The sequence below is a fragment of the Spirillospora sp. CA-128828 genome (genome assembly GCF_050945415.1).
Taxonomy (GTDB): domain Bacteria; phylum Actinomycetota; class Actinomycetes; order Streptosporangiales; family Streptosporangiaceae; genus Spirillospora.
In genome coordinates, this window is the sequence record NZ_CP191986.1 from 6,507,605 (window position 1) to 6,532,501 (window position 24,897).

The window sequence follows — 24,897 nt, forward strand, 5'->3', positions numbered from 1 at the left end:
ACCTTCACTCGGGCTCGTCGCGCAGTTCCTCGATGACGTCGTGGACGGCGTCCATCAGCGCGTCGGCGTCCTCCGCCAGGCCCGGGTCCACGGAGAGGCCGAAGCACAGGTCGCGGTCGACGCCGAGCCCGGCGATCGCCAGCGGCGCGCCGGGCGCGAGCGGGACGATCGGGTACACGGCGGTGAGGGCCGCGCCCGCCAGCCACAGCTGCCTGTCGGGCCCCGGGAGGCTCGACACGGTGCCCTGCAGGAACCGTCCGCTGTAGGACATCCGGGCGAAGCGGGCGTGCAGCGGGACCGGCATCAGCCGTCCCGCCTGCCACATCACGAACCAGGCGGCCTGCGCCCGCGTCCCCGACCGCAGCACCCGGCTGCGCCTGGCGATCAGCGCGAGCCGGTCGGGCTCCGACATCTTCCCGACCGGCAGGTCCACCATCACGGCGGTGGTGTGGTTGCCCACCATCGCGCTGCCGGGCGGCCGCATCATCAGCGGGACCGCGACGCGGCAGGTGTCGGGCCGCCCGTCGTCCTCGCTGACGACCCGGTTCAGGGCGCCCGCGACCGCGCACAGGACGACGTCGGTCACGCGGGTGCCGTACCGGCGAGCCACGTCCCGCACCGTGCCCAACGGCAGGTCCATGGTGCTGTACCGGCGTTCGGCCGTCCCGGCGGCGGGCAGCGGCTCCGGCTTCGTGACGGCGGTGGCGAGCTGGCCGAGCCCGACCACGGTGGCGAGCGCCTTGCGGAACGGCGCACGTGGAGGCCCCGCGACGGGTTCCGGCGGCGGGTCCATCAGGTACATCGCCTGCGCCACGATGCCGACGCCGTCGGCGACGACGTGGTGCATCAGGTAGATGACGGCGGTGCGGCCCGGCTCGGCCCCCTTCACCACCACCATCCGCCACGGCGGCCGGTCCAGCGGCAGCGCCTCGGACTGGGTGCGGGCGACCTCGGCGCGCAGGCCCGCCATGCCGTCGACGCGCCGTTCGGGGACGTGCCACTCCCAGTCGACGGAGTCGTGGTCGCGCCACACCGGGCGGCGCCAGCGGCCCCGGCGGACGAGCCGCTGCCGGAAGCGCGGGAGCCCGTCCAGCCGCTCCTTGATCACCCGGACGAGATCGGCCCGGCCGACGTCCGCGCGCGAGGTGTCGAGCATGATCACGCCGCCGGGATGCTGCGGCGCCTCGGGCGTCTCCACCGCGAGGAAGAAGGCGTCGGGCCCCTGGACGCGCGACGACGGCGGGCGGGCGAGGCGTTCCGCGGCGTACACCGGCACGACGACGAAGGGTACGGCGGCGACGGCGTCCAGCAAATAGTGATTCGCGGTCGCCAGGATGACGTAGAGCGTGAGCAGGATGTGCGCGGTGTTCAGTCCCTGCACCCATCGCTTCGCGTTCACCCGGGCGAGTTCGACGCCGACCCACAGTGTCCAGGCCATGTGCAGGGACGGGACGGCGGCGAACTCGTCCGCGTGCTCCACCATCGGGGAGCCCCACGACCCCCACGTGCGGCCCTTGCTGACGGTGTCGATGAAGCCGAGGTCGGGCATCAGCCGCGGCGGCATGACGGGATACAGCGCGAAGCACGCCAGCCCGCCGATGTTGAGCATGACGAAGGCGTTGCGGGCCGTCCGGTACCGCTCGGGATGCCGCAGGAATAACCAGATCAGCAGGACCAGCGCGCTCGCGATGTAGGTGATCGCGTACTCGTAGTTGGCCAGCACCCGCCAGAACGGCTGGCCCGCGAGCCAGCCGTTGAGGGTCGGTTCCACGTCGAGATGGAGGGCCCGCTCCAGGCTGTAGAGCGACTCCCCGTGCTCGCGGGCCGCCGTCATCCTCGACTGCTCGGGCAGCATCGTCACCAGCGAGTACAGCGCGAACAGCGCCAGGCCCAGCGCGAGTTCGTTCCTGGCGCGAGGCCTGCCGACCGTGACGTCCGGTGTGTAGACCGCGTCCGGCGCTGTCACCGCTTCGTGTACGCCCATCGTCCCCCTCGCCCCGGATTGGTACCCACTGATCCGCGAAAACAGACGGCGATGCCGGTATTCGGGATCATGCCCGGTTCGCCGCGATGAACCCCTCCGCGCTCCGCCTGGAATCTCCGGGAACCATCTGGCCCGTCAGTACGTCTTCGATATATCGTTGTCGTATCGCGAGAGGTCATAGAGAGCTCTCAGAAGGTGGTGCAGAACATGGGGCACATGCATGGACGCGGACCGTGGGGACGCGGCGACCTGCCGAACTTCGGCGCGCTGTTCGGCGGCGGACCCGGCCCCTGGGGCCCGCCCGGCGGCTTCGGCCACGGACCGGGCCCCCGCCCGCCCTGGGCGCGGGGACGCGGCGGGCCGTGGAGCCGGGGCCCCAAGGCGCGCAAGGGGAACGTCCGCGCGGCGATCCTCGTGCTGCTGGCCGAGGAGCCGCGCAACGGCTACCAGATCATCCAGGAGATCAACGAGCGCAGCGACGGGGCCTGGAAGCCGAGCCCCGGCGCGGTCTACCCGGCGCTGCAGCAGCTCGCCGACGAGGGGCTGATCGCCGGCGACGAGTCCGGCGGGCGCCGCACCTTCCACCTGACCGACGAGGGCCGGGCCTACGTCGAGGAGAACGCCGACCGGCTGACCGAGCCGTGGGCGGAGATGACGCCCGAGTTCGGCGAGGGCGTACCGGAGCTGTTCAAGCAGGCCGCGCAGACGGGGGCCGCGGTGATGCAGATCGTCCACTCCGGCTCGCCCGAGCAGGTCGCCCAGGCCAAGGACGTCCTGTCGGAGACGCGCCGCAGCCTGTACCGCATCCTGGCCGACGACCTGACCGACGACCGCGGGGACGAACCGGGGCCGACGGCGGACGACACCGAGGAGTGATCATGGCCCTCCACGACGAGATCCGGATCGGCGACGCCGAGCGGGACGCCGTCATGGTCGCCTTGCACGACCACTTCGCCGAGGGACGCCTGGACCGCGGCGAACTGGACGAGCGGCTGGAGGCCGTGCTGTCCGCCAAGACGCGCGGCGACCTGCGCGCCCTCGTCCGCGACCTCCCGTCCCCGACCGGACTGCCCGAACCGCCCAAGGCGCCCGCGTGGGAGCCGGGGATGTCGGTCATGTTCGGCGGGCCGGGGCACCCCGCGTGGCAGCGCCATCACCGGCACATGGCCCGCCATCACCGGCACGGACCGCGCTTCCCGGCGTTTCCGCTCCTGCTCGGGGTGTTCCTCGTGCTCGCCTTCACGGCCGGTCCGGGGACGGGATTCCTCGTCGTCCTGCAGATCGCGCTGGCCGTCTGGGTCATCCGCGCGCTCATGCTGGCGTTCGGGGTGCGCCGGTCCCACCGGCGCCTGCCCGGAGCCTGACGGGCTCAGCGCAGGCCGGCGTCGCGGGCGAGGAGGCCGGCCTGCGTGCGGTTGGCGCAGCCGAGCTTGTCGAGCAGCCGGGAGACGTGGCCCTTGACGGTGGCCTCGCTGAGGTGGAGGCGTCCCGCGATCTGCGCGTTGGACAGGCCCTCGCCGAGGCGGGCCAGCACCTGCGTCTCCCGCTCGGTGAGGCCGCCGACGAGCGCGCGCGTCCGGTCGCGGCCGGACGCGCGGTCCGCCGCCGAGCCGAGCAGCCGCGTCGTCGCGGCGGCCGACATGACCGTGTGCCCGTCGGCGGCGACGCGGACGAGCTTCACCAGGTCCTCGGGCGGCGTCGACTTCAGCAGGAATCCCGCCGCGCCCGCCCGCAGCGCCCGGATGACGTACTCGTCGGCGTCGAACGTGGTCAGCGCGACGACCACGGGCGGGGAGCGCAGCGCGGCGATCCGCTCGATGGCGGCGAGACCGTCCACGCCCGGCATCCGCAGGTCCATGAGGACCACGTGCGGCCGGTACCGGACGACGGCCTCGACGCCCGCCGCCCCGTCGTGCGCCTCCCCGACCACCTGGACGTCGCCGGCCGCGCCGAGGATGGTGCGCAGGTGCGCGCACACCATCGGCTCGTCGTCGACGAGCAGCACGGTGATCACGGCAGGCCGGCCGGGTCGGGCGCCGGCACGGGCACGTAGGCGGGGAGGGACGCCTCGACGCGGAAGCCGCCCCCGTCCGGGCCCGCCGTGAACGTCCCGCCGATCAGCTCGACGCGTTCGCGGAGCCCTGCGAGGCCCATCCCGGAGCCGCTGGCGGCCAGTTCGGCGTCCGGCTCGCGGGACGGGGCCGCGTTGCGGACGGTCAGCGTCACGCCGTCCGTCCGGTAGCGGACGTCCACCTCGACGGCCGCGCCCGGCGCGTGCTTGCGGGCGTTCGTCAGCGCCTCCTGGACGATCCGGTAGGCGGTGCGCCCGACGGCGGGCGAGGCGGACGGCGGGTCGCCGTGCTCGGCCAGCTCGACCGGGACGCCCACCGCGGCCGAGTCGGCGACCAGCGCGGACAGATCCGGCAGCGGCTCGGACACCGCCGCGGGCGAGCCCTCCGGGTCCCGGCGCAGCAGGCCGATCACGTCGCGCAGCTCTTCGAGGGCCTGGCACCCGGTGCCGCGCAACTCCTCCGCGGCCGCGCGGGTCGGCTCGTCCGGCGCCCGGACCCGCAGCGCCCCCGCCTGGAGCACCATCAGCGTGACCCGGTGCGCCACGACGTCGTGCATCTCGGCGGCGAGCCGGGCCCGTTCCTCGGCCCGCGCCTGCTCGGCGAGGAGGTGCCGCTCCCGTTCGGCCCGCTCGGCCCGCTCGGTGAGGGCGTGCAGGACGCGGCGGCGCGCGGCGGCGTACATGCCGAGCAGCGCCCCGCCGATCACGACGGCGAAGCTGCGGAACACCATCGCGTCGACGCTGTCGGTCTCGCCGGCGGAGAAGTGCCGCATGGCCGAGTCGGGGAGCACGTCGTCCGTCCAGCCGAGCGTGAGGAGCAGCGCGGCGACGGGCGGCCAGCGGACCCAGACCGGCCGCCCGCCCTCGCGCGGGAACGCCATCACCGCGTACGCGGCGAGCGGCGCGGTCGGCGGCCACCACAGCACCGGATTGAGGGTGTGGTCGGCGTGCACCCGCAGCACCGTGCCCGGCGCGATCACCTCCAGGAGCCAGACCAGCGCGGCGAACCCGGCGGTGAGCCAGGCGACCCGCAGCGGTGCGCGGCGCCGGAACGCCAGCGCGGCGGCGGGCACCATGAGCAGCGCGATCGACGCGCCGCCGTACCAGCGGACGATCGTGTGCGGGTCGGTGGCGGTCTGCAGGCTGAGCGCCGCCCCGGACAGCACGACGACGGCGTCCGCCATGCGGTCACGGCGCCGTCCGGGCGGCAGGAGCCGGGTCATGCCCTCACGGTACGCAGCCCGGCGGCCCCCGCCACCCCTACGAAAGTCGCGTCCGCCCGGCAGTTCGTAGGGACCGGACGCGACGAACCGCGCTGCCGCCGGGACGCCTCTCCCGGCTGGAATCGGCGGCATGATGGTCAAGCTCGTCTTCCGGGGCCTGGTCGCGCACCGCGCCCGCCTGCTGCTGTCGACGGTCGCGGTGGTCGCCGGCGTGGCGTTCGTCGCCGGCACGCTGATCTTCTCGGCCACGCTGGACCGCTCGTTCGACCGTGCCTTCGACGATCTCGGACGCGGCACGGACGTGATCGTCCGGTCGCAGCGTGCCTTCGAGCCAGGGCTGGGCGAGCGGGCGTCCGACCGTCCGGTCCCGGCGTCGGTGCTCGCGTCCGTCCAGGACGTGGACGGGGTCGCCAAGGCGCACGGGGTCGTCACCGGATTCGCCGCCGTCGTCGACCGGCACGGCCGGATCGCCGGCTCCGAGCCGCAGACCGGGGTGGCCTGGGACGGCGACCGGGACCTGTCCCTGCCCCGCCTCACCTCCGGCAGGCCGCCCGCGGCGCCGGACGAGATCGCGACCGACGTCACCACCGCACGCGACGCCGGCTACCGGATCGGCGACCGGGTCACGGTCGCGCTGCTCTCCGGCACGCGGACGTTCCGCCTCACTGGCCTGTTCGAGGTCGGCGACTCGGCGCTGAGCGGCGCGATCTCGATGACCGCGTTCGCGCCGGGCACGGCGATGCGGGTCCTTTCCGACCATCCCGGGACGTATGTGCGGATCGTGGTGCACGCCGACGACGGTGTCTCGCAGCAGCGGCTCCGGGACGCCGTGGCCGCGGCGCTCCCGCCGGGGATCGAGGCGGTCACCGGCCGGCGGGCCATCGACGAGCAGGCCGGCTCCTTCACGGAGATCCTCAAGGTGATGCGGACGTTCCTGCTGGTCTTCGCGTTGATCGCCGTGTTCGTCGGCTCGTTCATCATCTTCAACACGTTCGCGATGCTGGTGACCGCCCGGGTGAAGGAGCTGGCGCTGCTGCGGGCCGTCGGCGCGTCCCGCGGCCAGGTGACGCGGTCGGTGCTCGGCGAGGCGGCCGGGGTCGGCCTGGCCGGCTCGACGCTCGGCCTGGCGGCGGGCGCAGGCGTCGCGGCCGGGCTGGCCCGGCTGCTGTCGGCCGTCACGGGCGGCGAACTGCCGGTCGGGACGCTGGTGCTGCCCGCCTCGGCCGTGGTCGCGTCCTACGCGGTGGGCATGCCGGTGACGCTCGCCGCGGCGTTCGTTCCGGCGCGCCGCGCGTCGCGGATTCCGCCCGTCGCCGCCCTGCGCGAGGGGACGGCGCCGCCCCGGCCGCTGCGGAGACGTGTCGTTTGCGGCACGGGCGTGTCCGTCGCGGGCGCAGGGCTGATCGCGGCCGGATTCGCGGCGGACGGGCGCGCGGCGCTGACGCTGACCGGAGCAGGGGCCCTGGCGGTGTTCGCCGGGGTGGTCACGGTCTCGCCGGTGCTGAGCCGTCCGGCGATCCGCGTCCTGGCCTGGCCGTTCGCGCGATGGGGCGGCAGCGCGGGCCGGATGGGCGGGCGGAACGCGCTGCGCGAGCCGCGGCAGACGGCGGCGACGGCGTCCGCGCTGACGATCGGCCTCGCGCTGATCGCGACCGTGTCGGTGATCGTCCAGTCGATGGCGTCGTCGGTGGACCGGCAGCTCGACGCCGGCCTCACCGCCGACTACCAGGTCACGGGCCGCAGCCAGGTCACGCCGGTGGGCGCGGACGCGGCCCGCGCGGTGGCGGGGGTCGCGGGCGTGCGGACGGCGATCCCGATCCGGACGGCCCGGTTCAGGCTGGACGGTTCCGTCCGGACGGCCACGGCCGGTTCGCCGGGCGGGCTGCTGGCCCACTTCCGGCTTCCGCTCCAGGCGGGCTCCTCGTCCGCCGGCGGAGACGAACTGCTGGTCGGCGCCACGGTCGCCAAGGCTCAGGGCTGGAAGGCCGGCACCACGATCGGCGGTGAGTACCAGGACGGGACGCGCCGGAGGTTCCGCATCGCGGGGGTCTACGCGGACCGGCCGTCCCTCACCCCGTCCGCCCCCACCATGATCATCAACTGGGCGGGCTACCGGGCGCACGACCCGGACGCCCCCGTCGACCGCATCGAGATCAACGTGACCACCGCGACGCGGGGCGCGCTGGAGAAGGCGCTCGCCCCATGGCCCAACCTGGAACTGAAGGACCGCGCCCAGATCAAGGACGACGCCGCCGGCGACATCGACCTGTTCCTCGACCTCGTCCTCGGCCTGCTGGTGCTGTCGGTCCTCGTCGCCGCGCTCGGCATCGTCAACACGCTCGCGCTCGCGGTGACGGAGCGGACGCGCGAGATCGGCATGCTCCGGGCCCTCGGCATGCAGCGCCGCCAGCTCCGCCGGATGATCCGCTGCGAGGCGGTCGTGGTGTCTCTGTTCGGCGCGGTGCTGGGCGTGGGCACGGGGGTACTGCTCGGGATCGTCCTGCAGCACGCGCTGGCCGCGGGGGACGGCGGTATGGAGGTCCTCGCGATCCCCTACGGGCGGCTGGCGGTGTGCGTCGCGGCGGCGGCCGCGATCGGCGTCGCCGCCGCCGTGTGGCCCGCCCGCCGGGCCGCCCGGCTGAACGTCCTCCAGGCGATCGCCACGGAATGAGTCATGCCGCCATGCGGCCGCAGCGGTCGGGGACGGCGTCCCGCAGCGCCCGGAGCCCGCGCGCGATCAGCGGGTTTCCGCGGCTGCCGCGCCGCACGCAGGTCAGCACGCGCCGCTTCGGGACGCCGTCGCCGCTCAGCGGCACCCGCACGACGGGCTGGTCGGACGGCCCGCCGGCCAGCCGCGGGACGAGGGACACCCCGAGGCCGTTGGCGACGAGCGCCCAGATCACCGACCAGGTGGTGGCGTTGTGCGCGATGCGGGGCGTGAACCCGGCGGCGGCGCAGTAGGCCATGACCTGCTGATGGTGGGCGCAGCCCGCGGGCTCGACGCTGATCCACGGCTCACCGGCCGCGTCCTCCAGCCGGACGCCGGGCCGGAGGGCGAGCGGATGCCCGGCCGGGACGATGAGGTCGAGGGCCTCCTCCAGCAGCGGCTCCCGGTCGAAGCGCGGGTCGCCGGGCGGCGGCGCGTCCGGGGTGGGCTCGATGACCGCGATGTCGGTCTCTCCCGCGGCCAGCATCCCCATGGCGACGTCGGTGTCGCATTCGCGGATCTCGACGGTCAGATCCGGATCGTCGCGCAGCAGCGCGCCGGCGGCCGGAGCGACGAGGCCGCCGACCGCCGTGGTGAACCCGCACATGCGCAGCGGGCCGGCGCCCCCGGCCCGGTGCGACTCCAGGTCGGCGAGGGTCTCCTCCCACTTGGCGAGGAGCCCGTCGGCGTGCTCGATGAGCAGGTACGCGGCCGGGGTCAGCCGCACCTTGCGGCCCTGCGGCTCCAGCAGCGGCACCTTCAGCTCCCGCGCCAGCTCGCGCAGATGGTGCGAGACGGCGGACGGGGTGAGGTGCAGCGCCTCGGCCGCGGCCGTGACCGTCCCGTACTGGTGGACGAGCCGGAGCATGTGCAGTCGCCGCAGGTCAATCATGAAACCATATTGCACGATCCAGTATGTAAATCTGAAATGGACGCCAACGTTCGGCCGGTTGCAGACTGCTGCCATGAGCCAGCAGAACACTCTCGTTTCCCGGCACCTCACCAGCGACGGCATCGTGGTCTGGACGCGCTGCGCCTGCGGGCGGCTCCGGATGGACCTCGTCCCGACGGGCGGCGGCCCGGGCCTCGTCGCGGGCCCCTGCCCGCACTGCCGCGATCACTCCTCGGCGAGGATGAGCTCGTAGTACATCGTCCGGTAGTGCTTCAGCCGGTGCGCGAGCGGCACCGCGATCCCCTGCAGGAGGGGATGCTTGCGGGCGAGCAGCCTGGCGATCGGCTTCGACTCCTCAGCGGCGACGGGCCGGACGCGGCCGTGCACCTCCGGGCCGGTGACCTTGCCCTTGAAGGTGCTCGGCGCCAGTTCCACCTCGGGGTTGCGCGCGAGCCGCTTGGTCTTGAACGCCTTGTCGTACGTGCGGAAGTACGCGCGGCCGTCCCGCACGACGACGTTGACGGGCGTCCCTACCGGCTTCCCGTCCTTTCGGTAGGACGTCAGCAGGAACGTCCGCTGCTTCTTCAGTGTCTCCGGTGTCATCGTGGTGTTCATACCCAGGAGACGGGAGTGCCGCCGCCGGACGTGACATCACCGCGCGCGGAGGGCCGCCGCTTCGGAAGCGAGCTTGCGGATGCGGTCCCAGTCGCCGGCGCGGACGGTGTCGGCCGGGGTGAGCCAGGAGCCGCCGACGCAGCCGACGTTCTTCAGCTCCAGGTAGTCGGCGGCGTTCCGCGGGCTGATGCCGCCCGTCGGGCAGAACCGGACCTGCGGCAGCGGCCCGCCGAGCGACTTCAGGTAGCCGGCCCCGCCCGCGGCCTCGGCGGGGAAGAACTTCATCGCCGTGATCCCGCCCTCCAGCAGCGCGATCGCCTCGGACGCCGTCGCGACGCCCGGCAGGAACGGCAGCCCGGTCGCGACCATCGCCGCCTGGAGCCGGGGCGTGCAGCCGGGGCTGACCAGGAACCTCGCCCCGGCGGCGGCCGAGCGCTCGGCGTCCTCGGGGCGGACGACCGTCCCCGCGCCGACCACCGCGTCCGGGACCTCGGCGGCGATCCGCGTGATCGCCTCCACCGCGGCCGGCGTGCGGAGCGTCACCTCGATGACCGGCAGCCCGCCGTCGACCAGGGCGCGAGCCAGCGGGACGGCGGTCTCCGCGTCGTCCAGCACCACGACGGGAATGACGGGCGCGAGGTCGAACAGGTCTTCGGCGATCATGCGGGCTCCAGGTGGGGCAGGCTCTGCGCGAGCCGGACGGTGGCCCCGGCGAGGGCCGGGGCGGGATGGACGATGAGCGCCGTCGGGATGGCGCGCAGGTAGTCCTCGACGGGGGGCTTCCCCTCGAAGCGGGCGCGGAACGCGCTGCCGCGCAGCACGTCCACGATGCGGGGCAGGATGCCCCCGCCAAGATAGACGCCGCCCCGGGCGCCGAGCGTCAGGGCCACGTTGCCGGCGAGCGACCCGAGCAGCGCGCAGAACATCTCCAGCGCCTCGCGGCACAGCGGGTCGTCGCGGTTCTCGCTGATCTGCTCGGCGGTCCGTACCGTCGCCGGTGCGCCGTCGATCAGGGCCAGGTAGCGGTGGATGCGGGCGAGGCCCGCCCCGCAGAGCAGGTACTCGGCGGTGGCCGCGCCCTTCTCGGCGCGCAGCAGCCGCGTCACCTCCACCTCCCGGTCGGTGGCGGGCGGGATGTCGACCTGGCCGCCCTCGCCGGGCAGCGGCACCCAGCCGGACGGGGCCGGGACGAGACCGGCGACGCCGAGGCCCGTGCCCGGGCCGACCACCGCCCGCGGCCCGCCGGCCGCCGGCCGCTCGTCCCCGATGAAGACCAGATCGTCCGCGCCCAGGCGCGGCAGGGAGAGGGCGAGCGCCTCGAAGTCGTTGATGACCTCCAGGTGCGGCAGACCGAGCCGGGTGCGGACCGCCTCGGCCGAGGTCCTCGGCCATCCGGCGTTGGTCAGGTGGAAGGTGCCGTCCCCGACCGGCCCGGCCACCGCCAGGCACGCGGCCACCGGCTCGGCCTCCGGCGCGTACCGGGCGAGGTAGGCGACCGCGGCCTCCGCGAGGCCGGGGTGGCCGCGGGTCGGCAGCGACCGGACGTTGAACGGGGTGCCGTCCGGGCCGTCCACCAGCGCGAACCGGGCATTGGTACCGCCGACGTCGGCGACCAGCCAATAACCGGCTTCGCTCATGAGAAGACCCCGGCACCGCGTTCGGCCGGGCCGACCGCGTGGCGGAACGACTGGAACAGCTCGCGTCCCGTGCCCCAGGTCTGCTCGGGCGGTCCTGCGGCGGGCTCGCGGGCGGCGAACTCCTCGTCGGGGACGAGGACCTCCAGCACACCGGCGTCCGCGTCGAGCCGGACGATGTCGCCGTCGCGGACCCGCGCGAGCGGTCCGCCCGCCGCCGCCTCCGGCGACACATGGATCGCGGCGGGCACCGCCCCGGACGCGCCCGACATGCGGCCGTCCGTCACGAGCGCGACACGGTGCCCGCGGTCCTGCAGGACCCCCAGCGGCGGCGTGAGCCGGTGCAGTTCCGGCATCCCGTTGGCGCGCGGGCCCTGGTTGCGGACGACCGCCACCACGTCCCGGTCCAGCTCCCCGGCGGCGAACGCCTCCTGGAGCCGCTCCTGCGAGTCGAACACGCGGGCGGGGGCCTCGATCGTCCGGTGCTCGGCACTGACGGCCGACACCTTGATCACCGCGCGCCCGAGGTTGCCGCGCACGGTGTGCAGGCCGCCGTGCGAGTCGAACGGCTCCGCGACCGGGCGCAGCACGTCCGTGTCGCCCGACGCGGTCACGCTCTGACGCCATTCGACCGTGCCGTCGGCGTACTCTGGAACGTTCCTGTAGGTGGCGAGAGTGGCGCCGCCGACCGTCCGCGCGTCCTCGTGCAGCAGCCCGGCGTCGATCAGCTCGCCGATGAGGAACGCGGTGCCGCCCGCCGCGTGGAAGTGGTTCACATCGGCGGTCCCGTTCGGGTAGAGCCGGGTGAGCAGCGGCGTGACCTTCGACAGCTCGTCGAAGTCGTCCCAGGTCAGCTCGATGCCCGCGGCCGCGGCCATCGCGACCAGATGCAGCGTGTGGTTGGTCGAGCCGCCCGTCGCGAGGAGGGCGACGACGCCGTTCACGAACGCGCGCTCGTCCAGCAGCTCCCCGATCGGGGTGTACTCGTCGGCCAGTCCGGTGAGCTTCAGGATGCGGCGGCCGGCCGCCTCGGTCAGGGCGTCGCGCATCTTCGTGCCCGGCGGGACGAAGCTCGCCCCCGGAAGGTGCAGGCCCATGACCTCCATGAGCAGCTGGTTGGAGTTGGCCGTCCCGTAGAAGGTGCAGGTGCCCGGCGAGTGGTAGGACGCGGCCTCGGCGGCGAGCAGCTGGTCGCGGCCGATCTCCCCGGCGGCGAACCGCTTGCGGACCTTCGCCTTCTCCCCGTTCGGCAGCCCCGACGCCATCGGCCCGGCCGGCACCAGGATCACCGGCAGATGCCCGAACGACAGCGCCCCGATCACCAGCCCCGGGACGATCTTGTCGCATACGCCCAGCAGGAGGGCGCCGTCGAACATGTCGTGGGACAGCGCCACGGCCGTCGCCATCGCCACCACGTCCCGGCTGAACAGCGACAGTTCCATGCCCGCACGGCCCTGCGTGATGCCGTCGCACATGGCGGGCACGCCGCCGGCGAACTGCGCCGTCCCGCCCGCAGCCCGGATCGAGGCCTTCAGCATGTCCGGGTAGTCCTGGAGCGGCTGGTGCGCGGACAGCATGTCGTTGTACGCCGACACGATCGCGATGTTCGGCGTGACGTCGCCGCGGAGCCACAACTTGTCCTGGACGCCGCAGGCGGCGAAGCCGTGCGCGAGGTTGGCGCAGCCCATCCCGCCGCGCACGGGGCCCTCGGTGCGGGCGTCCCTCATGCGGCTCAAGTACGCGTCACGCCGTTCGGCGCTCCGCTCGACGACGCGGCGGGTCACTGCCGCCAACACGGGATGCACAGCCATCAGATGCTCCAGGACCGGGGGGATCTCCAGATCATCAAGCTACCGAGACATTGGTCATGCAATCAACCCCACTTATGAACTTTGGATGACAAAAGTTCGTCTGTTCCGCCAACTGGACGTACTGAAGAGGCTCATGCTTGACTGGCCGGATGCCGCGCCCCGTCACCCGCCCCTCAACGAGCGGCGACATCCTCCGCCTGATTCGCGAGGACGGCATCGCCACGCGCGCCGACCTCGGCCGCATCACCGGCCTGTCGCGCCCGGCGGTGGCGTCCCGCGTCTCCTCGCTGATCTCCCGCGGCCTCCTCGTCGAACGCGCCGACGGACCGTCCACCGGCGGGCGCCCCCCGGCCCGCCTGGAGTTCAACGCCGCGGGCGGGGCCGTCCTCGTCGCGAACCTCGGCCAGTCCCGCGGCCAGCTCGCCGTCTGCGACCTCGCCGGGACGATCCTCGCCCGCGCCGACGGCCCCCCGGCCGAGGTCACCGCGAGCAAGACGCTCCCCCGCCTCCTCGACCAGTGGTCGTCGCTGCTGTCGTCCTCCGGCATCGACCCGTCCGCCGTCCGCGGTGTCGGCCTCGGCGTCCCCGACGCCGTCGAGCACGTCGCCGGACGCTGGGACGCCGTCGAGATCGGCGCCCCCGTCTCCGACCACTTCGGTGTGCCCGCCTACCTGGACAACGAGGTCAACGCCGCCGCCCTGGGCGAGCACCAGGCGCATCCGGGCGTCGACGACCTCCTCTTCGTCAAGGTCTCGACGGGCATCGGCGCGGCCCTCATCCTCGGCGGCCGCATCCAGCGCGGGGCCCTCGGCGCGGCCGGGGAGATCGGGCACGTCCCCGTCCCGTCGCCCGTCGAGGCCCCCTGCCGCTGCGGCAACGTGAACTGCGTCGAGGCCATCGCGAGCGGCACGGCGCTCCTCGCCCGGTCCCCGGCGGACGACCTCCCCGGCCTCGCCGCCCTCGCCCGCTCCGGCGACCCCGCCACCGTCGCCCTCCTCCGCGACGCCGGGCGCCGCATCGGCGAGGTCGTCGCCACCGCCGTCAATCTCCTCAACCCCGCCGTCGTCGTCCTGGGCGGCGACCTCGTCGGCGCCGACGAGCCCCTCATCGCGGGCCTGCGCGAGATCGTCTACCAGCGCTCCACCGCGCTGGCCACCCGCAACCTGCGCATCGAGCCCAGCCGCCTGGGCGAACAGGCGGGCCTGACCGGCTGCGCCGCCATGGTGCTGGACCACATCCTCGCCCCCACCGCCATCGACGCCACCTGAGGTCAGGCGCGTTCGGCCAGCAGGGGTCCGAGCACGCGGGTGCCGGGGCCGACGCGCCCGCCCGGGCCGGGCAGTTGCGTGGTGTTGGCCGGCGTCAACGGCCCGCCGCAATGGGCGCATGACGGGACGGACACGGTGTCGTGCCCGCAGTCCAGGTGCCGGATGCGCGCCGGCGGCCCTTCGGGCCCGGCATACCAGCGATCACCCCAGGCCATGAGCGCCAGGAGGACCGGATACAGCTCCTCGCCCTTGGCGGTGGCGCGGTAGTGCTCGCGCGGCGGGTGCTCCTGGTAGCGCTCGCGGACCAGCACGTCCTCTTCCACCAGGCGGGCCAGCCGCGCGGCCAGGACCTTGCGGGAGATGCCCAGGTCGCGGGCCAGATCGTCGAACCGGGTGACGCCGGCGATGACGTCCCGCATGATCAGCGCCGTCCAGGCGTCGCCGAACAGGTCGGTGGCCCTGGCGATCGAGCAGGCGACCTGGCCCAGTGGTGTACGCGTCACGGCATCCGACCCTACCCGAGTTCCCCGAGGGAACCTGGCGATGTTAAGTTCCCTTAGGAAACTCGCTCTCGGGAAGGGATCCGCCATGGCAGCACCGACCCTGGCCCTGAACTCGTCCGCACCCGGCACCGTCGACGGACGCCATGTCCGCGCGGTCGTGTTCCAGGACGTGCGCCTGCGTTATGTCACCGACGTCCTTCACGGCGTGCCCACCGCCGGAATCCGCGCGGCGGTGATCGGCGGCGGCCGGGGCCTGCTCGCCCGCGGCCTCGCCGGCCTGGGCATGGAGGTCACATCGGTGGACCCGTCACCCGAGGCCGCCGAGCTCGCCCGGCAGGCCGACGACGCAGGGGATGTCGTGTACGCGATCGCGCCGCCCGAACGTCCCGGCCTGCCGGAAGGCGCCTTCGACCTGGTGTACTGCGCGGACACCTTCGAGATCACCGAAGACTTGGACGCCGTGCTTTCTGCCGCGTCCCGGCTGTTGCGCAGCGGCGGCACCATGATCTACGACACCGTCAACCGCACACCGCTGTCCCGCCTGATCTATCTCGGTGCGTTCCAGCGCTTCCCCGGAACCCGCATCATGCCGCCCGGCCGATACACCGCCGCCCGGCTGCGTCCGCCCGCCGAACTGGCCTCCCGAATGACCGCGCACGGCCTTACCAACCTGGGGACCTGCTCATTCAAACCCCGCAGCGCCGCCGCCCTGGTGACCGCCACCCGCGCCCGACGCGCGGGACGCGTCACCGACAAACAGTTGCCTTCCCTGGTCGAATTCAAACTCGACCCGAAGGGCCCGCCCCTGGTCACCTACCTGGGCCACGCCCGCCGCAACTGAAGCCCTTTGCTTACGTGATGGTCGGTGAACCTACAGGTGGGTGATTTACTGAAAAGCCTGGCTGATGCGGGTGGACAACTGGGCCCGGTCCTTTCCGCCAGCGCGCCCGTTCCGGTCACCACATATTGCTGTCACGTTGGCTAAGGTAGTCGGTTCTGATGGGCTTCTTATCTGCGGCTTTACGGCCCCTCCGTCCCTTGGCGCGGCCTGACGGCCGCGCGGTCGTCGGCGACGCGCGCCGAAGGCGCGCGCCTCAAGCCCGCACGGACCTTAACCCGATCGACCAAATCCCCAGCCCCCTACCGCAACCAACGTGACTTCAGCCGACAGCGACCTGCACGGATGCACTACCCGCAGTGGCCTCCTCAGCCATCCACCTCACTCAGCCACGCTTTTCCGACAAAAAGACCGCCGCAGCTTTGACGATCAAGAGAAGGGTCGAGAAAAGCTTCACAGATGGTCGCTAATTGGCTTCACAGGGTCACCGTGATGGTATTATGGTTTTACTTGCGAGAGGGGGGATCTTGCGATGACTGCTCTGTCGATCGTCGATGACGTACATACGGAAATCGGCGAATGGGATGGGCGCGGCTGGTTTCCCCCAGGACCGCAGCTGGCGATTTGCCTCTCCGGCGGGCTGGACGAACTTTCGGACACCGAACTCATGGAAGTGGCCGCTGCGGCACGCCGCCAGACCTCCTGGGCACAGGCGCGCGAACTAGCCGCGATCGCCGAACTGTCCCGTCGCCGGACCGCTGCCGAGAACGACGATGCCACCGATTGCCGGATCTTGTCCGCCCATGAGTCGGTCGTCGAGGAAGTAGCCGCCGCACTCACGGTCACCGGCAACACGGCGGCCACGCTCGTCCACCTCGCCGACCGGCTTGCCGATGACTTGCCCGCCACACGCCAGGCCCTGGAGACCGGTCGGATCGACCTGCACAAGACCCGGGTGATCTGCGATCTCACCGACGGGCTCCCGGACGGAATCGCCGAACGAGCCGAAGCCGCCGTCCTCGACAAGGCGCCCGATCAGACCACGGGTCAGCTCCGACGACGCCTCAGGCGCATCGTGCGGCGACTCGCCCCTGAACAACTCGAAGAGCGCAAGCGCGAGGCGGTCCGCCGCCGCGACCTGCAGATCTGGGACACGCCCGACGGTACCGCCGACCTCGCCATCACCGGGCTGGAGACGACCGAGGCGCACGCCATCTTCAACAAGATCACCGCGGTCTCCCGGAGGATTAGGAGTGATGGCGGCACTCGCCCACTTCACGCCATCCGCGCCGACCTTGCGAAGGAACTCTTGCAGGGCGCACCGTTCCCCGAAGCGGCGCACAGACTCCTTACTCAGCCGGTCGAGCCACCATGCGCCGAGGCCACCACCGCCCCGGTCACCGCCCCAGAGCTTCCTCGTCCGGACGTGACGCTCGTTGAAACTCTCGCCGAGATGGCCGATCGGCGCCTCACCAAGATCCTCACTCACGCCCGCGCCTCGGGACGAGCGAAGGCACTCCCCTTCCTGATCACGCGCGCCGTCCAGGACATGCACGACCAGCTGCACGGCCTATGCGAAAACTGGTGCCAGACCACCGGTCAGACGCCCGACCGGCACGGCCACAGCGGCTACCGCCCGCCGGCGGCAATGCGGCGGATGATCGAGGCCCGCCACGAAACCTGCGTCTTCCCGACGTGCAACCGCCGGTCAAACCGCTGCGACCTCGACCACACCATCCCCTGGGGCCGGGGAATCACGTGCCAATGCAACCTCGCCCCACTCTGCAGGCGACATCATCGGACGAAACAGTCCCCCGGCTGGACACTGATCCAGCCCTGGCCAGGCCTCCTCATCTGGGTAACCCCTTCGGGACGCTGGCACATCACCCTCCCCACCCGCCAGTAGCCTTCGGTAGCCGCCACGGGTGTGCGAATTGCACAACCAAGGCGGACCAAGCCTGGACCAAGCCCGCTGAGTTACTTAAAGCGGCTCTTCCGGCTTGAGGGTGTAGCTCTCGGCGCGTCGATCGCCGGGTGAGGGTCGGCGCGTTCTGCCGCCTCGGCGAGCTTGGCTTGGACGTGGTGGGTCAGCTGCTTGTACCCGATTGCGCGGTGCGTGGGAACACCGCAGAGACACGGTGATCAGGCATCTGGCGCACGAACCGGGTGGCCGAACCGCAAGCTCGACTGTCACGGCGTGCGCTGCGCGGGGCGTTTCAGGCCATCGTGCGCCAGTGACCTGCACCGTCTCGACCGCGTGCAAGTCATCGGCGTCAACGAGCACGCGTGGCGACACACCATCGCGGGACAAGGGCGTCACGTTGATCATCGACCTGGCACCGGCGCGTGACGGCACTGACCCGGCGCGGCTGCTGGACATGGCCGAAGGCCGCTCCAAAGCAGTGAGCGACTCTGTCGGGAATCTTGGGGTGTTAGATCACTTGCCCTGGCGCCACCACATGGGCCGGGGGAATTCGCGTTGCTGGAGGTATTGCTGGAACGCGGTCGGCGGGCGGGGCCGGTAAGTGGAGGTATCCGGGTCCTGTTCGCTGAGGCGTTGGATGTTGATCGCGATCGCGGTCAGGACATGCTGGAGGTGGACCTTGGCGGTCTGGTGGTAGCGGCAGCGGCGCATTCGATGGCCGTTGACGATCTCATTGACGGTGCCCTCGACGCCCGAGCGGGAGTGATAGAGGCGCAGCCAGGCGGGATCGTGCTGGTCGGCGCGGTTCTTGGCCTGGATCTGGTGCAGATGCCGGGGCAGGAAGTTGATCGTTCGTGGTGAGGCTCCGCTGGTGCATCGGGACCGGTCGGGACACGGCGCGCAGTGATTTTTGTGGAAGCGGGCCACCAGGTAGGGGGCCATCGCCGGGGCCTGGACCCAGTTGGCGGTGACCTTGCCGTTCGGGCAGGTCACGGTGCGGTGGTCGAAGTCGATGGCGAAGTCTTCTCGGGCGAAACCGGTTTGCTGTTTGCGGTGCCGGTTCGGGCCTCGGGCGGCCAGCGGACCCACCAATTCGGTGTTGTGCGCGCGGGCAGTGTCATCGATGGCGACGGCCGAGGTGTAGCCGGCGTCGACCAGGTGCTGAGCGGGCAGCAGCCGCCGGTGGGCGAGCCGCTGGTGGATGCCGGGCAGGGCCTTGATGTCACCTGCCGAGACCAGGGTGGCCACATCTGTGATCACGTTGGTGCCCTCGTCGTCGCAGGTCTCGGTGACGTGGGCGAGGTAGCCGGTCCACTTGGTGTCGTTGCGGCTGACGTAGCGGGCGTCGGTGTCGTAGGGCGATTGGATCCGGCGCCCCGCCGGTGGCAGGCCGGCCTTCTCATCGCGGGGGCGCAGCCGGTCGCCGGCATCGGTGTAGAACTGCTGCAACAGGACCTGCCGCAACACCCGTACCTGCCTGCCTGCCTGACACCAGGGGGTCTGTGCGCCAACGGCGGTCAGCAAGGCGTGAGCGTCCAGGCCGGCCTGGGTGAGCCGGGACACCGGACGACTGGGCTGGCTGCACATCCGCACCTGCCGCCCGTAACGCTCGCCCCATTCGGCCGTGACCAGCCCGTCCAGAACCTCCGGGGCGGTGCGGGCCACCTCCTCCACCGCGGCCCGCACCGTCTCCAACACCAACTCCAGCCGAGTCAGCACCCGCGCGGCGCTCAGGATGCGGGTGGAATCGGTGCGCTGCCGTCCTCGCTCACGCACCAGCCCCGCCGCCTTCAGCCGCTCCAACGCCAGGTCCAGCAGGGCATCGGCGCGGCCTTCGCGCGCGAGGCGCTCACGGAAGTCGCCCAGCACGCTGTGATGAAAGCCGGGGTCGTCCAACTCCAGGCCGAGCGCGTACTTGAAGTCGATCCGGCAGCAGACCGCCTCGGCCGCCTGCCGGTCGGACAGATTGTGCAGGAACTGCAGGACACTGACGGTGGCCAGCTGCGCAGGCGAGATACCCGCGCGCCCGTCACGCGGATACCAGGCGACGAAATCCTCATCGCTCCACAACCCGTCGAGGCGGTCACGGACCCACATCGCGGCGGTCCCCTTCGGATTACTGGCGCGGGCCACCCGCGCGGTCAGCTCTGGGATCTCGACACCAGACCGGGGACGAACCGACACGTAACCACCTCGGGGGACATGAGAGTCATCATGAACCCGCGGTAGTTTGTCGGTCACTCATCGGCCACCCCGTGAGACGCGCCGACGAGCCCCAAGATTCCCGACAGAGTCCCTCAGTGTTCAAGACCTGACTCGACGCCCAAGCAGCGCCTTCCGCGACGGGAGCGAGGTCGTGGCGATGGAAGCAGACCTGCGGCACCGCGGCGCTCCGGCGACCCGCTCTACGGCATCCGCCGTGTGCGGCGCAGCCACGTCAGTTTTGAAAGAAATCCGGGAGGCGTGTCGGATCGGGGCAGTGGTGTTCGTAGCAGGGGTGAGGCCACCACAAGGGGCAGCGCGACCAACTTCCCGCAAGGAGACACCATGACCGCCACGTACACCTTCGACATCTTCTCCACGCTCGACGGCTTCGCCAACCACAACGGCGACTGGGGCGGCTACTGGGGCAAGCAGGGCCCCGAATTCCTCGCGCATCGCGCCGCTGCCTACCGCGACCCGCTGCGCATGGTGCTCGGGGCCAACACCTACTCCTCGAACGCGCCGTTCCTCAACCCAGGCTTTGACCGCAGCCAGTTCGACGGGTGGATCACGCGCATGTTCGACTCTCCGGTCACGGTGCTCTCCAGCCGGCTGACCGAGCCGCTCGGCTGGCCGGACACCACCATCGAGTCCGGCGATCCTGTCGAGGTGGTCACGCGGCTCAAGGCCGAATCCGACCTGCCGCTGCGATCCCACGGCAGCCTGACGCTCAACCGCGCACTGCTGAACGCCGGCCTGATCGACACCATCGAGGTGACGGTCTTCCCAGTGATCTCCGGGGCGACCGGCGTGGACCGGATCTTCGACGGTGCGGACGACTTCGACCTCGAACTCCTCGATGCCCGGACCTTCGACGGCCACACGCAGGTGCTGACCTATCGGCCGACCCGACACGGCTGATCGGCGACGGGGAAGCGAGCCTCGGCTCGACGACATGGGCTGACCAGGCTGGTCTTCGCGCACCTCGCGCGAGGGCCCTTTCGGGGGTCCCCGAGCCCACGTGTCATCGTCAGGACGGACGGCGGTCCAGGTCCAACTCGCCGGTCCTGATACGCGTCAGCAACCCGCCGAAATCCCGCGAGCTGAACCCAAGGCGGGGGCCGTCCGGGGCCTTGGAATCCCGGACGCCGATGCCGTCACCAAGTCGGGCAACCTCGACACAGGCGTTGTCGTTGACACCACCGCTCCGAGAGCTCTTACGCCATTCGATCACAGGTAGCTCTCCCGCACTTTCTGGATCAACTTCCGCGAGTCATCACGAGATAGGGCCAATGCCCCAAGTTGCTCGAACTGTATCGCGAGGGTGGCAACCTCGTCACCGGCCTCGATGAGGCGGCCCGCAAGCTGCGCACCGGCATAAGCGACCTGCCGACCTCCCATGTCCAGGATCTGAAAGGCGCCATCCAGCCCCGGATGAGCACCCGCCGACTTCAAGATGAATCGCACGGACACATGGGGCAGCGCGTCGACTTCGAGCAGGTACGAGCTGGGCCTTCATGATCTCGCGGGTTCCGACCGGACGGTCAAGCACATCTTCGTCCAGGATGATCCAGACGTAGGGCGGGTTGCGTCTGGTCAGGATCTCCTGACGCCTGCGACGTGCCTCCACTTCGCGATCACTCTGCTGCGCCTGGCCACCCGAAAGCAGCAGCGCTCTCGCGTATTCCAGTGTCTGCACGGGCACCGGGATGGATTTACCATGATAGATCCTGATAATTTTGGCGCCTGATTCGTACTGGATGTACTGCGCGAACCAGTCGGGGTCATGCCCCGTGCGCGCGTAATGCAACAACCTCTGGAAATGCCCGCCGGTCTCCCATGTCCGGTCCAGCACGGCCATGTACTGGTCACCGGGGCGAAGCAGGGCGATTTCAAAGTCGGCGGGTGATCGCTGCCGGTGGCGTTATGTGATCAGTGGGACGGCGCGCATGGGGCGGCGTCCGATCGCCTGAACGGTCTCGGTGATCTTGGTGATGCCGTTGATGGCGAACAGGCCGAGGGACAGGTTGCGCAGGGTGGCCATCACTCGCGGGCCGTTGCCGTGATGCGCCTGCTGGTCGTCCTCGCGCCAGACGGTGTCGCGGGGGCGGTGTTGAAGGTTCTCGATGCCCCAGTGCCGTCGGGTGTGGCCGGAGATCTGCGCCGCCGTCAAGCCGGGGCGGCTGGTGGCCACGAGTGCGATCTCTTTGCTGATCGGCTGTCCGGCCAGGTCGGCGACGTCACGGCGGATGACCGCCAGCCGGGCTCCATGCGGCAGGCCGATGCTCTGGTCGATATCGGTGGCCCAGGTCGTCCAGCGGTTGATCCGTCCGTGGCCGCGTTCTTCGAGCACGTGGCCGGGCTCGGCGCCGACCAGTTCGCGGCCGACCGCGATCGCGGCGGCATGCAGCGAGGAACGGTTCCCCTTGATGGTGAGCAGGTAGTCGGCCTGCTTGTCTTCGACCAGGTAGCGGGCGGTTTCGATGCAGGTGTGGGCCGCGTCGGCGGTGACCAGGGCTCCGGCGATGTCGGCCTGGTCGAGCAGGGTGCGCACCTGGGTGGTCTCGGTGGTGCCCTCGGGCACGGCGATCTGCCCGAGCACGACGGCGTCGCAGCGCCCGGTCCGGTGGGTCATCGCCGAGAACAGCACCAGCCGGCCGTCGTCGGCCCAGGCTCCCCGCAGATCCTTGCCGTCCAGCGCGATCGCCCATCCCTGCCGGTCACAGGCGGCGTGCTCGCGCAGCCACGCCCCCACCGCCCGGTCCAGTTCGTCGGCGTCCAGGCCGATCAATACCCGCCGCAGCGTGGCGCCACTCGGTGCGGCCAACCGGAGGCGGGACCGAGCCCATCGGGCGCCCAGCAGCCGCAACAGCCGCTGCGGCAGATCGGCCGCGGTCGACCCCAACTCCCGGTAGTTCGCCGCCCCGGCCAGTGTCGCCACCACCGCGACTCCCAGAACCGCCAGCAGCGGATGCCGGACCCCGCGCGGATCCCGGGGGTCGGCGATGCCCGCCAGCATCTCCAGCAACGACGAAACCCCGGCCTGAGCATGCGAGACTGGCACCGATGACCTTCTTGTCCTGATCCTGGCAGCGTGAGAACTCCATGATCACGGACGGAAGGTCATCCTCGTCTCGACGTCACGCTCCGTGGTCATCGCCGACCTGGACATCAGGTGACAATCACCCCAGACAGGCGACCTTGAAATCGCCCTGGGGGCGAAGCCTGCCCGCCTCCCAGTTCGAAACAGTGCCGCGCGCGACACGAACGACCTGCGCGGTCTGAGCCAGCGAAAGCCCACGCCGAGTCCGGTAAAGCCACAGGTCAAAGGCCAGCCAGGCCCACAGCGATGAATCCGGGTCGATGGACTCCCGAACGCTCACGCCGACCTCCGGTGTATTCCTTGGATTCCAATCCATCTCACCGTAAGCACTCTTCACCGATCCTGTGCGCGAAAGCCATCAAAACCAGGACGGCGGATATGAGTGATCAAGTTCCGGTACTCTGGGTGCCCAAATCGGACGAATTCCGGATGACTATCCTCGGAGTGGACTCTTCGGTCGCGCTCGCGCGCGAACTCGTCCGGTACGCGCTCCTCAATTGGGGTTATGAGCGAACCGTGATCGACGACTCGGCGGTCGTCATGAGCGAGATCGTCACGAATGCGGTCGAGGCCGCCTCTGGCCGCCTGCTCAGAATCCGGGTCGCGATACAGGACTGCGCCCCGTTGCTGGAGTGCGGGGACCCGTCCTCCGAACTCCCGTGCGCCCGCGCGGCCGGCTCGGACGCCTTGGGCGGACGCGGCCTCGCGATCATCGCCGCCTACGCCAAGGACACCGGCGTCCGCCCGTCCACCACCGGCGAAGGCAAAATCATCTGGGCTCTCATGCCCACCACCGAGAACGCTCCGGCCAAGCGACCCGACGATCTTCGGAGCACCGATCGGCAGATCATCGACGACGATCATGGAAGGTCGCGGACCTGATCTGTCCAGCGAGGCGGCAGTTCCGCAGGCTGGTGCGAATCGTCGCACGTCGGGGCGGTGAGCGGGGGCAGGTCGCGTTGCTAATCGGGGTGTCGAGGTCGGCTGCGCGCCGGGGGGTGGACCACCTTGGCGCCGCTGCCGGCCCTGGCGTCGGTGACCAGGCAGCACGGACAGAACACGGTACCGATCGTGGACGGAACACTGGCCCGACGCACGCACCGCCTACCGCGACTCGGGAGCCGACCGGTCGTGCCGTGGCGCGTACGCGCCCAGGTCGAGCCTGCCTTCGCATCGCCTGGTTAGGGGCGGCAAGCTCAGCATTCGACGACCATCCGCAAGTCCCGGTGGCCGACCCCGGGTTCGCTGAGTGCCAGCCAGCCGTGACCACGCACGTGGATGTCGGGGGAGAGCCGAGCAGGATCCACGGACAGGTGGCCGCACGCCTCGCGGCATGTCGACGTGCCCTCATTGGGGTCGGCCTCGTCATGCACGGGATCGAAGCCGTCTGCGTCGACGCGTAGCCTCTCCCACGGGAGAGGGGTGCCTGTCCATTCGGGGTCGCTCCCCAGGGAGAACCGGCGCCGGATTTGGCCGTCCTCAGCGACGACCCAAGTGTCGGTTCCACCGGCGGTGTCGGTGAAGAACATCTGTGCCTGACCGCAGTGCGCACTCAGCCCTTTCACCGCTCGCATCCACTCGTCCCAGTCGACTCCGATCACGCTGTCCAGGTTGCCGAAAATCAGCCGCCAGCGATCGAGTGCGGGCGTGATGAACAAGGGGACCGCACCCTGGTGGAACGGCAGATCCTCGACGCCGGTCCCCTCGCTGAAGGTCACCGGGAGCGGGTCGTGCAGGTTCAGGGCGGCGAACACGCCCCCGTCCTGGTCACCGGGAACCGCATACCACCAGTCGAGCGACAGGCCGAAGGGCTCGTCACCGGCGCCTCCGGCAAGCGCTCGCTCGGCCAGAAGCGCCTTGTCGTGATCGCTCAGACCATCGGTGAACCCGGCTTCCAGCAGTTCCTCAAGCCTCGTGGCCGTCATGGCGGGAAAGTAGCGACGGGGCCGTGACAAGGCAACAGCGATCTTGGCCGGTTCACTGATCGTCACCGACCGGTCGTCGTGGTTGCGTCCCGCGCGGCGTGAGCGACAACGAGAGAGTTCCTGGTAGATCGAGATTTGCGACGATCTTGACCAGCAGGAGCTCCGATGCTGATCTATCACGCTGCCCTCGATCCCCG

Annotated in this window: 24 protein-coding genes and 2 pseudogenes; 10 read left to right on the forward strand and 16 right to left on the reverse strand. The window is 71.2% G+C overall.

What is annotated here, in order from left to right; genetic code table 11:
- Nucleotides 1–4: 4 nt before the first annotated feature.
- Nucleotides 5–1,984 (reverse strand): phosphatase PAP2 family protein, encoded by a 1,980-nt coding sequence (locus ACQPXG_RS31415; protein WP_433462750.1) that lies wholly within the window; start codon nucleotides 1,982–1,984, stop codon nucleotides 5–7.
- A 207-nt stretch (nucleotides 1,985–2,191) separates the two neighbouring features.
- Between ACQPXG_RS31415 and ACQPXG_RS31420 the strand changes: the two genes are divergently transcribed.
- Together ACQPXG_RS31420 and ACQPXG_RS31425 are read left to right on the forward strand one after the other, a co-directional pair.
- A complete protein-coding gene (locus ACQPXG_RS31420; protein WP_433462751.1) occupies nucleotides 2,192–2,860 on the forward strand; it encodes a PadR family transcriptional regulator in 669 nt (222 codons plus the stop codon).
- 2 nt (nucleotides 2,861–2,862) lie between these two features.
- A complete protein-coding gene (locus tag ACQPXG_RS31425) occupies nucleotides 2,863–3,348 on the forward strand; it encodes a DUF1707 SHOCT-like domain-containing protein (RefSeq protein WP_433462752.1) in 486 nt (161 codons plus the stop codon).
- A 5-nt stretch (nucleotides 3,349–3,353) separates the two neighbouring features.
- Here the strand turns inward: ACQPXG_RS31425 and ACQPXG_RS31430 are convergent, their stop codons facing one another.
- Nucleotides 3,354–3,989 carry a response regulator gene (locus ACQPXG_RS31430; protein WP_433462753.1) on the reverse strand — a complete coding sequence of 212 codons (636 nt, stop codon included), beginning with the start codon at nucleotides 3,987–3,989 and terminating at the stop codon, nucleotides 3,354–3,356.
- Between the two features lie 5 nt (nucleotides 3,990–3,994).
- Complete coding sequence (locus tag ACQPXG_RS31435) at nucleotides 3,995–5,278, reverse strand: sensor histidine kinase (RefSeq protein WP_433462754.1); 1,284 nt, start codon at nucleotides 5,276–5,278, stop codon at nucleotides 3,995–3,997.
- Nucleotides 5,279–5,408: 130 nt separating this feature from the next.
- Here ACQPXG_RS31435 and ACQPXG_RS31440 point away from each other — a divergent pair, with 130 nt between their 5' ends.
- Nucleotides 5,409–7,949 (forward strand): ABC transporter permease, encoded by a 2,541-nt coding sequence (locus ACQPXG_RS31440; RefSeq protein ID WP_433462755.1) that lies wholly within the window; start codon nucleotides 5,409–5,411, stop codon nucleotides 7,947–7,949.
- A gap of 1 nt (nucleotide 7,950) precedes the next feature.
- Here ACQPXG_RS31440 and ACQPXG_RS31445 read toward each other — a convergent pair whose 3' ends face one another.
- On the reverse strand, nucleotides 7,951–8,877 hold the full coding sequence (locus ACQPXG_RS31445; RefSeq protein WP_433462756.1) for a LysR family transcriptional regulator: 927 nt from the start codon (nucleotides 8,875–8,877) through the stop codon (nucleotides 7,951–7,953).
- 73 nt (nucleotides 8,878–8,950) lie between these two features.
- Here ACQPXG_RS31445 and ACQPXG_RS31450 point away from each other — a divergent pair, with 73 nt between their 5' ends.
- Complete coding sequence (locus tag ACQPXG_RS31450) at nucleotides 8,951–9,130, forward strand: hypothetical protein (RefSeq protein WP_433462757.1); 180 nt, start codon at nucleotides 8,951–8,953, stop codon at nucleotides 9,128–9,130.
- On the opposite strand, the gene ACQPXG_RS31455 is transcribed toward ACQPXG_RS31450, so the two are convergent.
- The 4 genes from ACQPXG_RS31455 to edd are packed head-to-tail and all read right to left on the reverse strand — an operon-like array spanning nucleotide 9,103 to nucleotide 12,937.
- Entirely contained in the window at nucleotides 9,103–9,480 is a 378-nt protein-coding gene (locus tag ACQPXG_RS31455) for a PPOX class F420-dependent oxidoreductase (RefSeq protein ID WP_433462758.1), read from the reverse strand. The genes ACQPXG_RS31450 and ACQPXG_RS31455 overlap by 28 nt on opposite strands.
- A 48-nt stretch (nucleotides 9,481–9,528) precedes the next feature.
- Entirely contained in the window at nucleotides 9,529–10,155 is a 627-nt protein-coding gene (locus tag ACQPXG_RS31460; protein ID WP_433462759.1) for a bifunctional 4-hydroxy-2-oxoglutarate aldolase/2-dehydro-3-deoxy-phosphogluconate aldolase, read from the reverse strand.
- Complete coding sequence (gene glk / locus ACQPXG_RS31465; RefSeq protein WP_433462760.1) at nucleotides 10,152–11,129, reverse strand: glucokinase; 978 nt, start codon at nucleotides 11,127–11,129, stop codon at nucleotides 10,152–10,154. The genes ACQPXG_RS31460 and glk overlap by 4 nt, the downstream gene beginning before the upstream one ends.
- Nucleotides 11,126–12,937, reverse strand: coding sequence for a phosphogluconate dehydratase (gene edd, locus ACQPXG_RS31470; RefSeq protein ID WP_433462761.1), 1,812 nt, complete (start codon nucleotides 12,935–12,937; stop codon nucleotides 11,126–11,128). Before edd ends, glk begins: the two co-directional genes overlap by 4 nt.
- A 149-nt stretch (nucleotides 12,938–13,086) precedes the next feature.
- Between edd and ACQPXG_RS31475 the strand changes: the two genes are divergently transcribed.
- On the forward strand, nucleotides 13,087–14,205 hold the full coding sequence (locus ACQPXG_RS31475) for an ROK family protein (protein ID WP_433462762.1): 1,119 nt from the start codon (nucleotides 13,087–13,089) through the stop codon (nucleotides 14,203–14,205).
- 2 nt (nucleotides 14,206–14,207) lie between these two features.
- Here ACQPXG_RS31475 and ACQPXG_RS31480 read toward each other — a convergent pair whose 3' ends face one another.
- Nucleotides 14,208–14,708 carry a winged helix-turn-helix transcriptional regulator gene (locus ACQPXG_RS31480; RefSeq protein ID WP_433462763.1) on the reverse strand — a complete coding sequence of 167 codons (501 nt, stop codon included), beginning with the start codon at nucleotides 14,706–14,708 and terminating at the stop codon, nucleotides 14,208–14,210.
- 85 nt (nucleotides 14,709–14,793) lie between these two features.
- Between ACQPXG_RS31480 and ACQPXG_RS31485 the strand changes: the two genes are divergently transcribed.
- The 3 genes and pseudogenes from ACQPXG_RS31485 to ACQPXG_RS31495 form a co-directional block, all read left to right on the forward strand.
- Complete coding sequence (locus ACQPXG_RS31485) at nucleotides 14,794–15,549, forward strand: class I SAM-dependent methyltransferase (RefSeq protein ID WP_433462764.1); 756 nt, start codon at nucleotides 14,794–14,796, stop codon at nucleotides 15,547–15,549.
- Between the two features lie 529 nt (nucleotides 15,550–16,078).
- A complete protein-coding gene (locus ACQPXG_RS31490; protein WP_433462765.1) occupies nucleotides 16,079–17,452 on the forward strand; it encodes a DUF222 domain-containing protein in 1,374 nt (457 codons plus the stop codon).
- Nucleotides 17,453–17,580: 128 nt separating this feature from the next.
- Nucleotides 17,581–17,945 (forward strand): annotated as a pseudogene (locus tag ACQPXG_RS31495) (ISL3 family transposase); the annotation flags it as partial.
- Between the two features lie 38 nt (nucleotides 17,946–17,983).
- On the opposite strand, the gene ACQPXG_RS31500 reads toward ACQPXG_RS31495, so the two are convergent.
- Nucleotides 17,984–19,654: an IS1182 family transposase gene (locus tag ACQPXG_RS31500; RefSeq protein ID WP_433462766.1), complete on the reverse strand. Its 1,671-nt coding sequence runs from the start codon at nucleotides 19,652–19,654 to the stop codon at nucleotides 17,984–17,986.
- 363 nt (nucleotides 19,655–20,017) lie between these two features.
- Here ACQPXG_RS31500 and ACQPXG_RS31505 point away from each other — a divergent pair, with 363 nt between their 5' ends.
- Nucleotides 20,018–20,593 (forward strand): dihydrofolate reductase family protein, encoded by a 576-nt coding sequence (locus ACQPXG_RS31505; RefSeq protein ID WP_433462767.1) that lies wholly within the window; start codon nucleotides 20,018–20,020, stop codon nucleotides 20,591–20,593.
- Nucleotides 20,594–20,702: 109 nt separating this feature from the next.
- Here ACQPXG_RS31505 and ACQPXG_RS31510 read toward each other — a convergent pair whose 3' ends face one another.
- The 5 genes and pseudogenes from ACQPXG_RS31510 to ACQPXG_RS31530 form a co-directional block, all read right to left on the reverse strand.
- The gene (locus ACQPXG_RS31510) at nucleotides 20,703–20,906 is read right to left on the reverse strand and encodes a DUF397 domain-containing protein (RefSeq protein ID WP_433462768.1); all 204 of its coding nucleotides are present in this window, start codon (nucleotides 20,904–20,906) and stop codon (nucleotides 20,703–20,705) included.
- A complete protein-coding gene (locus ACQPXG_RS31515) occupies nucleotides 20,903–21,172 on the reverse strand; it encodes a Scr1 family TA system antitoxin-like transcriptional regulator (RefSeq protein WP_433470086.1) in 270 nt (89 codons plus the stop codon). The genes ACQPXG_RS31510 and ACQPXG_RS31515 overlap by 4 nt, the downstream gene beginning before the upstream one ends.
- 16 nt (nucleotides 21,173–21,188) lie before the next feature.
- Nucleotides 21,189–21,533, reverse strand: a pseudogene (locus tag ACQPXG_RS31520) (Scr1 family TA system antitoxin-like transcriptional regulator); the annotation flags it as partial.
- A gap of 63 nt (nucleotides 21,534–21,596) precedes the next feature.
- Complete coding sequence (locus ACQPXG_RS31525; protein WP_433462769.1) at nucleotides 21,597–22,736, reverse strand: ISAs1 family transposase; 1,140 nt, start codon at nucleotides 22,734–22,736, stop codon at nucleotides 21,597–21,599.
- A 118-nt stretch (nucleotides 22,737–22,854) separates the two neighbouring features.
- Nucleotides 22,855–23,055 carry a helix-turn-helix domain-containing protein gene (locus tag ACQPXG_RS31530; RefSeq protein WP_433462770.1) on the reverse strand — a complete coding sequence of 67 codons (201 nt, stop codon included), beginning with the start codon at nucleotides 23,053–23,055 and terminating at the stop codon, nucleotides 22,855–22,857.
- 164 nt (nucleotides 23,056–23,219) lie between these two features.
- Between ACQPXG_RS31530 and ACQPXG_RS31535 the strand changes: the two genes are divergently transcribed.
- The gene (locus ACQPXG_RS31535) at nucleotides 23,220–23,657 is read left to right on the forward strand and encodes an ATP-binding protein (RefSeq protein WP_433462771.1); all 438 of its coding nucleotides are present in this window, start codon (nucleotides 23,220–23,222) and stop codon (nucleotides 23,655–23,657) included.
- 314 nt (nucleotides 23,658–23,971) lie between these two features.
- Here ACQPXG_RS31535 and ACQPXG_RS31540 read toward each other — a convergent pair whose 3' ends face one another.
- Nucleotides 23,972–24,700 (reverse strand): hypothetical protein, encoded by a 729-nt coding sequence (locus ACQPXG_RS31540; RefSeq protein ID WP_433462772.1) that lies wholly within the window; start codon nucleotides 24,698–24,700, stop codon nucleotides 23,972–23,974.
- Nucleotides 24,701–24,897 lie beyond the last annotated feature (197 nt).